This window comes from Alphaproteobacteria bacterium (assembly GCA_035625915.1).
In the GTDB taxonomy this organism is placed as follows: domain Bacteria; phylum Pseudomonadota; class Alphaproteobacteria; order JACZXZ01; family JACZXZ01; genus DATDHA01.
Genome location: DASPOR010000023.1, coordinates 1 through 9,793, shown reverse-complemented (window position 1 = coordinate 9,793; position 9,793 = coordinate 1). Strand labels below are relative to the sequence as shown.

9 protein-coding genes are annotated in these 9,793 nt (G+C 60.9%); 2 read left to right on the top strand and 7 right to left on the bottom strand.

The genetic code is table 11. The features are described from left to right. Both VEJ16_02270 and VEJ16_02265 read left to right on the top strand, forming a co-directional pair. Positions 1-459 (top strand): ornithine cyclodeaminase family protein (locus VEJ16_02270; protein ID HYB08479.1); only part of this gene is annotated, 459 nt, incomplete at its 5' end. Between the two features lie 14 nt (positions 460-473). Further along, complete coding sequence (locus tag VEJ16_02265) at positions 474-2,519, top strand: FAD-dependent oxidoreductase (GenBank protein HYB08478.1); 2,046 nt, start codon at positions 474-476, stop codon at positions 2,517-2,519. An 86-nt stretch (positions 2,520-2,605) separates the two neighbouring features. Here VEJ16_02265 and VEJ16_02260 read toward each other — a convergent pair whose 3' ends face one another. From VEJ16_02260 to VEJ16_02230, 7 genes are all read right to left on the bottom strand, one after another. Further along, positions 2,606-3,784 carry a mandelate racemase/muconate lactonizing enzyme family protein gene (locus VEJ16_02260; protein ID HYB08477.1) on the bottom strand — a complete coding sequence of 393 codons (1,179 nt, stop codon included), beginning with the start codon at positions 3,782-3,784 and terminating at the stop codon, positions 2,606-2,608. Between the two features lie 45 nt (positions 3,785-3,829). Further along, entirely contained in the window at positions 3,830-4,696 is an 867-nt protein-coding gene (locus VEJ16_02255; GenBank protein ID HYB08476.1) for an amidohydrolase family protein, read from the bottom strand. 147 nt (positions 4,697-4,843) lie between these two features. Beyond that, the gene (locus tag VEJ16_02250; GenBank protein HYB08475.1) at positions 4,844-5,842 is read right to left on the bottom strand and encodes a TonB family protein; all 999 of its coding nucleotides are present in this window, start codon (positions 5,840-5,842) and stop codon (positions 4,844-4,846) included. Between the two features lie 49 nt (positions 5,843-5,891). Continuing rightward, positions 5,892-6,875, bottom strand: a complete 984-nt coding sequence (gene msrP / locus VEJ16_02245; protein HYB08474.1) for a protein-methionine-sulfoxide reductase catalytic subunit MsrP — start codon at positions 6,873-6,875, stop codon at positions 5,892-5,894. Between the two features lie 159 nt (positions 6,876-7,034). Next, on the bottom strand, positions 7,035-7,613 hold the full coding sequence (locus VEJ16_02240; protein HYB08473.1) for a tetratricopeptide repeat protein: 579 nt from the start codon (positions 7,611-7,613) through the stop codon (positions 7,035-7,037). Positions 7,614-7,665: 52 nt separating this feature from the next. Continuing rightward, positions 7,666-8,982: a glycolate oxidase subunit GlcF gene (gene glcF / locus VEJ16_02235; protein ID HYB08472.1), complete on the bottom strand. Its 1,317-nt coding sequence runs from the start codon at positions 8,980-8,982 to the stop codon at positions 7,666-7,668. Positions 8,983-8,985: 3 nt separating this feature from the next. After that, positions 8,986-9,793: 2-hydroxy-acid oxidase (locus VEJ16_02230; protein HYB08471.1), on the bottom strand; the 808-nt coding region annotated here is incomplete at its 5' end.

The window sequence follows — 9,793 nt, the reverse complement described above, 5'->3', positions numbered from 1 at the left end:
GAAGCGTTCGCCCGCGAGGTGCGAGCGCACGGAGTGGAAGCAACCGTCGTGACCGAGCCGCGGCTGGCGGTTCAGAATCTCGACATCGTTGTGAGCAGCGTGCCTCACGCAGCACCGGAGAATCCGTTTCTCGATGTCTCATGGACCTCGCCCGGCACCTTCGTATCAATGGTCGAGCTCGGCTACAGTTGGCGAGCGGAGACGTTTCATGCCTACGACCGCGTCGTCACCGACGATGTCGAGCAGAGTAAACCTGGCGGACCCGAGCAACTGAATTATCGTGGCGCGTTCGCCGGCGAGATAGCCGATCTCGTTTCCGGACGCATTCCGGGGCGGATGAGTGCCAGCGAACGAAGTGGGCTTGTGTTCTCGGGTATCGGCCTTGCCGACACCGCGGCCGCAACGATCGTCTATGAAAAGGCACTCGCGCTAAAGGTTGGAACCGTCCTGCCGCTTTGACCCAAAGGAGCCGGATGATGGGCGCATTCGAAAGCCTCTTTCAGCCGCTTGAGATCCGGGGACTGCGCATCAAGAACCGATTCTTGAGCACGAGCCACTCTCCAGGCTATGCGACGAGCGGGGTCATTACCGATCGATATATCCGATATCACGCGGAAAAAGCGAAGGGTGGGGTGGGGCTCACGCAATTCGGCGGTGCTACCACGGTTTCGCCGGAGAACTCGTGCTATTACGGCCAAGTCGACGGATCGACCGACGCGGTCGTTCCTCGATATCGCAAAATGGCCGCTGCAATCCATGAGCACGGTGCTGTCTGCACTGTGCAGCTCACCCACGGCGGACGGCGCGAACGGTGGGACATCCGCAACTGGTTGCCAACGTTTTCCGCGTCATGCCTGCGCGAGGTCATCCACGCGTCCTTCCCAGCGATCATGGAGGACCATGATATCCGGCGCATACGGGCCGATTTTGCCGCTGCAGCACTTCGCGCACGTGAAGGCGACGTCGACGGGGTGGAGATATCCTGCCAAGCGGGCACGCTCATCGAGCAGTTTTGGTCTCCCGCCATGAACAAGCGCACCGACGCGTATGGTGGTGCGTTGGAGAACAGGGTTCGGCTTGGTCTCGAAGTATTGGAGTCGGTCCGTACCGCAGTAGGTGAGGACTACGTGGTCGGCATTCGCATGCCCGGTGACGAAATGCTGAAGGGCGGCCTCTCCCAGGATGACTGCATTACCATCGCGCGCACTTACGCGCGGAGCGGCCTCGTCGACTTCATCAGCGTCGTGGGCGCACAGGCAACGGATTACAAAGGCGAGGCGACGATCTGGCCGACCATGTGGGTGCCGTCGGCGGCGTACCTTAAGCTCGCGCGGGCGATCAAACAGGAAGTCGGTGTCGCGATCTTTCACGCAACACGGATCACCGACGCCGCCACCGCTGAATTCGCTGTCCGCGAGAAATATCTCGACATGGTCGGGATGACGAGGACGATGCTCGCCGACCCCCACTACGTGAACAAACTGACGCGTGGGGAGGAGGCCGATATACGGCCTTGCGTCGGTGCGGGCTATTGCGTCGATCGGGTCCTCAAGGGACTGGACGCATGCTGCGCGCACAATGTCGCAACCGGGCGCGAGGCGACGATCCCTCACGTGGTCGAGAAGACACAAGGGAAAAAGCTGAAGGTCGCTGTCGCCGGCGGCGGTCCTGCGGGGCTCGAGGCGGCTCGTGTTTGCGCGAGACGGGGCCACAAAGTCGTGTTGTTTGAGGCGGCGGGGGAGCTTGGCGGTCAGCTTGTCCTCGCCGCCAAGCCAACCTGGCGCCGCGACCTCGCCGGTATCGCCGCATGGCTCGGCGCCCAGATGGAACGGCTCGGGGTTGACGTCAGGCTCAACCGGCTCGCCGAGGTGGACGACATTCTTGCCGAGAAACCCGATGTCGTCGTGATCGCGACCGGCGGCCTGCCCAATGTCGGCCATTTCGAGGGGAGTCGCCTCGCGGCTACAACGTGGGACGTTCTCGCAAGGAATGTGGAATGTGGTCACGATATCCTGCTTTTCGACGAGAACGGCAGCGGTGCCGCGTTATCCTGTGCCGAATTCGCAGCGGCGAAGGGTGCCAAGGTGCAAATCGTGACACCCGACCGCGCGCTGGGGATCGAGCTTGGCGGCACCAACCTCGGCGCCCACATGAACGAGCTTTATAAATACGGCGTGCGAATCCGTCCCGATACGCGCCTCGTCTCGGTCCGGCCATCTGGAAACCGGCTCACGGCTGTGCTGTCAAACGCCTATCGCGCGGATGCCGACGAGATCGAGGTCGATCAGGTGATCGGCGATAATGCGACGCTGCCCAATGACGATCTATACTTCGCACTCAAGCCACTGTCGCGTAATCTCGGCGAGGTCGACCTCGTGGCGATGGCGGTTGCGAAGCCGCAGCGGATCGAAAGAAATCCGCAAGGCAATTTCGCGCTTTACCGGATCGGCGATGCGTGGGCGGCGCGGAACATACATGCCGCAATGCTCGACGCCATGCGCATTTGCGTCAACCTCTAGTTCGGATTTGAAGTTCCTAAACGCGAGTGTCGCCAAAGTGACAGGGGTTTCAAATCCACCACACTAGGCGCCCTGTTTAGCCTTCCTCACGGCCTGTCGAACCGATGGGCCGCGATGAACTCGGGATCGATTGTAACTCCGATGCCGGGCGTGTCGGGAATGTTGATGGTGCCGTCTTCTGCCAACTGGAACGGGCCGTGGGCGATATTTTTGGTCAGGACGCTTTGGCTCACGTTGAATTCTACAAAGCGGGGGCGGGGCAATGTCGCGATAAGCTGAAGGCTATAGCCCGTGAGGAGGTCGGTGAGCCAGGAGTGTGGAACGAGGTCGATCCCGCTCTTAACCGCCAGGGCCGCAACCTGCCTGCCGACGCTGACGCCCCCGCATCGAGAAAGATCGGGCTGGATCACGTCGACGCACCCTTCGCCGATGAAGCGGGAGAAATCCCAAATCGTCTGGATTTGCTCGCCGGCTGCAATCGGGACAGGGCTTGAGCGGCGCACTTGGCTATACTCGTCGAAGCGCTCGGGGTGAATAAAATCCTCGACCCAGCCGACATTGAATTCGGAAAGCCACGCGCAGAGTTCGATTGCCTCGCGCGTAGTGCGCATCCGGCCTGGTTTCGTCCAGCCCGCCGGGTACCAGCCGGGGTCGATGAGCAGTACGCGATCCGGTCCGAGCGCCTCACGCGCCGCCGCGACAAGCTCGCGATCTCGAGCCGCATCTTCGCCGAAAACGCCCCAGCCAAATTTGACCGCCCTATAACCCCTCTCCACATAACCGCGCGCAGCGGCTGCAACCCCCTCGGGCGACGAGCGAAAGAGCGTTGAAGCATAGGCAAGCACGCGGTCGTGCCGCCGCTCGCCGAGGAGGCGTGCGAGTGACACACCCCCAGCCTCGGCCCGGATCGACCATAGGCAATTATCGATCGCGGAGATGCAATGCATGGCGATACCGCGCCGACCGTAATAGGCACTACCGACGTATAGCTTCTCCCAAAGCCGCTCGATATCGAGCGGGTCCTCGCCGATCAGCAATTCGGACAGTGTCTTGAAACCGAGTGCGGCCATGCCGCGCCCGGCGATAATGGCCGCCGCCGCTGGTGCCAGTGTCTCTACGTCAGCCCAGCCAACTAGCCCTTCATCCGTCGCGACTCGCACAAGCAGTTGCCAGTCCCCATTGTCCGTCGCCTCTTCAGCACCTGCGCTCGTGCCGTAAGATTGATCTCCGCGGAGCAGGATCGGTTCAACCTCGGTGATGCGCATGCGTATCGATCCTCGACGATTGCATGGGATTGGCGAACTGAGTGATTACGCGCCGATTGCCAGGCCCCCATGCCACCAGTGCTCGAACGGATTGGAATGCAGAATCCGCTCGATCGTTTCGCCGCTGACGCGTGGCAGCGACGTGCCTTCGACTGGCCGATTCACACCCCGAAGGCCCTCGATTGATTCCTCGACTTTGGCGAAGGGAAAGTCCGTACCCCAAAAAATCTTGTCGCGCTCCGTGATGCGGTATTCCTGAGCCGCGATCAAGCTGTTCCAGAATTGCCACGGCCGATAAAAGATGGCCGATATCTCACAGTAAACGTTGGGCTGCTTGCGCGCGATCACGATGCATTCCTCGACCCAAGGATGGGCCATGTGCGCCATGATCATCTTGAGTTCGGGATGGCGAGTCGCGATTTCATCAACCGCCACCGGACGGCCAAGCTCGACCGGCGCATTTTGTGCAAAGGTGGTTCCCATATGCATCGTGAGTGGGAGGTTTCTCTCGACGCAGTAGCGATAGATCGGCTCCATCCGCGGATCGAGAAGCGACACACCGTTATAGATCGGACCATACTTGACACCCTTGAGGCCGTGCACCTCGACGGCATGTCGCAGTAAATTCATACAATCGGATCGGCGCGGATCGATCGTGGCAAAGCCAACGAACTTGTCGGGATATTTACGCACCGCACGAGCCGTCACCTCGTCGTCGCCGTCAATGCCCGCGGAGTCGCCATAGCGAATGGAAAAGACGATGGCTTTGTCGACTTGCGCCATTGCCGCGTAAACCGTATCCGGATCCGCGACCGGGCTTACAGCGCCGGGTCGGGAGTATGCGGTTCCGACGCTGAAGAGAGGCCGCACGTGCTGTGGCTCCCACAAATTCACGTGGCAATCGACGATCATTACCGCCCCCCGAATGCTCGAACGGGCCGGAGCTGGCATCGCTTCCGGCGCGTTCGTCAAGTCCTTCCGCCAGGCAATTCTTGCATTTTTCGCGACAGGAGACAGCCTGAATGGTCAGCGCGGAGGGCGTGGTCCGAAGCCAGACTCTCAGGGTTGCATCGGCAATCGTATTTCGACGCCGATTCGCTCGCCGGGAACGTCGGCAGGAACCGGACCAAACGGAGCACTATGCTGGATTGCATTGATGCCGGCCGCATCGAGGATGCCCTCACCCGACGACAATCGCATTTCGACGGCGACCAGCTGGCCCCGGCGATCGAGGAGCACCTCGTAAATGGCGACGCCATAAAGGCGAAGCGAGTGTGCGGCGTCGGGATAGACAAGTTCGCTCATAATCCGATCGCGCATCGCATTGAGGTATCGATCCCCTCCACCCTCGCCCGCGATGGCACTGTCATTGTGGAGAGGTGCTGGCGGGCGACGTATGTGCGGCAACGCCGCCGGGGTCGGCCTTGGCTTGGGAAGTGATGGTACCGGCGTCGTGACGGAAGTAGGCGGTGCTGAAGGTATTGGCGGTACGACAGGCTCAAGCGCCTCGACCGGTTCCGGCACCTCGTTCGGTTCGGGTGCCATGTCGGGAGCCTGGCCCGCTGCGCGATCCGACGCGCCGCCCGATTCCCGTTTAGAGGGCTCGAGAACAGGCTGCTGACGAGAGGGTGGCGCTGCGGCCTTGGGTGGCGGCACCATCACGAGTTCGACAGGCATTGCCGGTGGCTCCGATCCCATATCCTTTTTGGGCAGTTCGATAACGAAGAGCAGGAATGCGACGGCGTGAAGCAAAAATGCCGTAACGATTGCGGCAACCAGCGACTTCCGCGTCCAACTGTCGCTTGAACGGACGGCAATGCCGCCAGTTGCTGCAGCGAGTGCTACCACGGCCGGTGCGGTGTTTGCGTCTGAGGAAAAATTATGCGCGCGGTGCGGCTCTTCGCTATTCGACCTTAACGACGTAATGCGCACACCGTTGAACGTAGGACTTAGAGTCCACGCGCGCACCACGGCAACAAGGCCGGCAATCTTCTTGAGGCACGCGAGCGGCCCTCGAGCAGCGCCAAGTGACAGTCGTGCCGCCCGGACCGCTGCCAACCGAGCGCCTTCGGTGTGCACCGCGCGGAATACGGCCGGTACCTCGCTCTCAAACGAACAGACGCTCTTTTTCCAGTCCGACGTAAAGACCGGCGACGTAGGGACCATAGCCGTTGAAGATTTGAGTCGGCACACGATCATTGGTGCCGAGCACGCGCTCGGTCGCCTGGCTCCACCGGGGGTGCGGCACGTCAGGGTTGACGTTCGCCCAGAAGCCATATTCGTTCGAGGCGATCGTCTCCCAGAACGTCTTGGGGCGCTGGTCGGTAAAGGTCACCTTGATGATCGCCTTGATCGACTTGAACCCATATTTCCACGGCGTTACGAGGCGGAGCGGGGCGCCGTTCTGCTTGAGAAGCGGCTTGCCGTAGAGGCCCGTTCCCATAAAGGCAAGCTCGCTTGTCGCCTCGGCCATCGTAAGGCCCTCGACATAGGGCCAGGGATACCAGAATTCCCGCTGGCCGGGTGCCGTCGCCGGGTCCTGGAAGGTCTGCATTACGACGTACTGCGCCGAGGAGAGGGGATTTGCGAAGTCGACGAGCGCCTTCATGGGGAACCCAGTCCATGGCACCGCCATCGACCACGCCTCGACACAGCGATGACGATAAAGCCGCTCCTCGAGCGGCATCTGCTTGAGGATTGTGTCGATATCGACAACCATCTCCTTCTCGACCATGCCGTCGAACTTGACCGTCCATGGGCGGAGCTTTATCGCCTGAGCGCGGCGCCAGATATTCTTTTGCGAGCCGAATTCGTAATAATTGGTGTAGGTGGTTACCTCGTCGGCCGGCGTTATCGCGCGATCGAGCGTGTATTTCTCATTATGCTTTGCAGGGTAGAGGCTGGCCGAAGGGTCGGTTTCGAGCGCCTCTTCATCCGCGCGTGCATGACGAGCGAATGAGCTCGCCAGCACCGGAGCCAAGATTGGACCAGCGGCCAGCGCCTTGACGAGTGAGCGGCGTCGGACGAAGACGGACTCGGGTGTCGCCTCCGACTCCCTGATAGCCCAACCTGGCGTGCGCTTGATCAGCATGATCGAACTCCTCTCGACACGGCACCGAACCGTTAACAGGTGACTGGCGATTCGCGGGCTGATTTTCCCCATCTATTTATGCCGATTTGCGCCCGGTACGTCATCAACTCTGGGTGAAACCCTTGTGAACTCACGAAAATCGCCAGCCAATCTCACCACTTAGATACCCTTATCCTTCATGCTTTTCTCGATTGACTCGATGTTCTCCTTGACGCCTTCAAGGTGCGGATTGATCTCGAACGCCTGCTTGAAGGCCTTGAGCGCTGCCTCCTCGTTCCCGAGTTGAAGGTAGATCAATCCAAGTCCCGAAAGCGCTCCGAAATGGCGAGGCTCCAGCTCCAGCGTACGCTCGATATCGCGCACGGAGCCGTCGAACTCGCCCATCAAATAAAGGAGCGTTGCGCGGCGGTTCCAACCCTCGGCGAAGTTCGGAGCGGTTTCGACGAGTCGGTCGAAATCCTCAAGTGCTGCGTCGTATCGATCGCTTTCCATCGCGTCGACGCCTTCGGTCAAGAGCGTTTCGGCCTTTGTATTGTCGGTTTCGTACCAAATGTGCCAGATCGTCTCCGTGATGGCTTCCCCTTCGACCGGGTCGGACGTCGCTTTGAGATCTGCGAAAAGCTTGTCGAGCCGGCTGTCAGTTTGATCGGCAAAGGCGGGACGACCTGCAGTCGCCAGCGACAAAGCCGCAAGGGCCGAAATGACGAGCCATTTCATGAACCCAATATGGCGGTCCACGGCCAAAACGCCAAGACGGACGTCGCACAATCTTCAGTGAGCGGGATCGGTCTCACGGACCAGAAGAAATCCTTTGCGCAATCGCCCGGACCGCCTTTGGGATGGGTCCACCCGTCGCCCAGTCGAGAAGCTCTACTGGATGCACGACCGGGAGGCGCGTGCCGTTTCCGATCTGAACGAGGCAGCCGATATTTCCGGCAGCAACGATGTCGGCCCCAACGCTCTCGATGTTCTGGACTTTGCGCGCGAGCAGCTGGCGGGCAATATCGGACTGAAGCAGGTTGTAAGTCCCTGCCGATCCGCAGCAAAGATGACCCTCCGGGACCTCGCGCACATCGAATCCCGCGGTTGCAAGGAGATCGCGCGGCGCTCTGACGACCCTCTGGCCATGCTGCAGCGAGCAGGCGCCGTGATAGGCGACGGTAATTCCGACCTTGCGTGAAGGTGCCGCGAGGCCGAGTTCTTCCATCAGCTCGCAGATGTCCTTGGTAAGCGAGGAGACCTGCTGCGCCGCCTCCGACCAAAGAGGATCGTTGCGCAGCATGTAGCCGTAATCCTTGACCATCGTGCCGCAACCGGACGCATTGATCGCAATCGCGTGGAGACCGCCTTGCTCGATCTCGCGTCGAAATGCCTCGATGTTCGACCTGGCAGCATCGAGCGCCTCTTGCTCACGCCCCATATGATGGACGAGAGCGCCGCAGCAGCCGACTCCGCGCACCAAGACGACCTCGCATCCGTGCCGCGTGAGCAGGCGAATCGTTGCCTCATTGATGGAAGGCATGAGAGACCGTTGCGCGCAACCGGGGAGAAGTGCGACGCGCATCCGGCGTGTCCCTTCCGCACTGAATCGCTGCGGGCGATCCATGCGGGAAGGGAACTGAAGTCGCCCAGGCGCAAGCGAAATCATGGCGCCGAGTTTTGCGGGCAATATCCGGGCAAACGGCTTGACCAGGAAAGCCCCAAGGAGTGCCAAGCGGAAATATGCGGGCTTCGGTAGAACGCGCGCCAACAAAGTGCGCAAGAGCCGATCGACGAGGGGCCGACGAAAGGTTTGTTCGATATGCGCGCGCGCGTGATCGACGAGATGCATATAGTGAACGCCCGACGGGCAGGTTGTCATGCAGGAGAGGCAGGAAAGACACCGATCGATGTGCTTGACGACTTTTGTCGTCGCCGGTTTCCCCCCTTCGAGCATCTGCTTGATGAGGTATATGCGACCCCGTGGACTGTCGAGTTCGTCCCCGAGAAGCACGTAAGTTGGGCATGTCGCGGTGCAAAACCCGCAGTGAACGCAGGCGCGGAGAATCTTGTCCGCTTCCTTGATGTTCGGATTTGCAAGCTGGGCGAGCGTGAAGCTGGTCTGCATTTGCTATCGGCCCGCATGAGTGCGGCCGGGATTGAGGATGCGGCGCGGATCGAAACTTTCCTTGACGCGCACGCTCAATCGCTCGACTGCATTCGAAAGCGGCTCGAACACTTCGACGGCCGCCCGCACGGCCTCGGGCGCTCGCATAAGGGTCGCGTGCCCACCCGATTCACGCAGCGCGTCGCGAATGACGACCGCACCTGCATCGCCGCTCGCGGCCGACGCCACCCAGATCAATCCGCCCGCCCAATCGTAATAGAGCTCCGCAGGGAGTCTCGCTGCGATGCGGGCTGCGACCTTTGCTCCGGCGACAGGCGGCGTCGAAATTCGCCACACTGCGCGTTCGAGCTGAGGCAAGAGTCGCTCGACATCGCGAATCTCGCGCCAGAGTATCGCGGAATTCTTGCCGTGAAGTTCTTCGACGGGGCCAAAGGACGAGAGCAACACTTTGATCGCCGTACACCGGAGTTGGACCGAGGCAGGAAATCCCTCGACGCGCACCGCGGTCACCGGTTTGCCGCCACTGTTCACATACCCGACCGCCGAACGCCTGGCGATCGGTTCGGGCAAGTGTGCCGCAGCGGAGACCTCATGTTCGCAGGTCAGCGCAGCGCCCATTGCGCGGGCTGCATCTTCATCGCCGAGGCCGAAAACCAGCACCGTTCGCGTTTTTTCGGGTGCGGGCAGGACTTTCACGACGACATCGGTCATCGCGGCAAGCGTTCCATAGGAACCGGCGAGGAGCTTGCAAAGGTCGTAGCCCGTTACGTTTTTGACGACGCGTCCGCCGGCGCTGAAGAGCTCGCCGCGT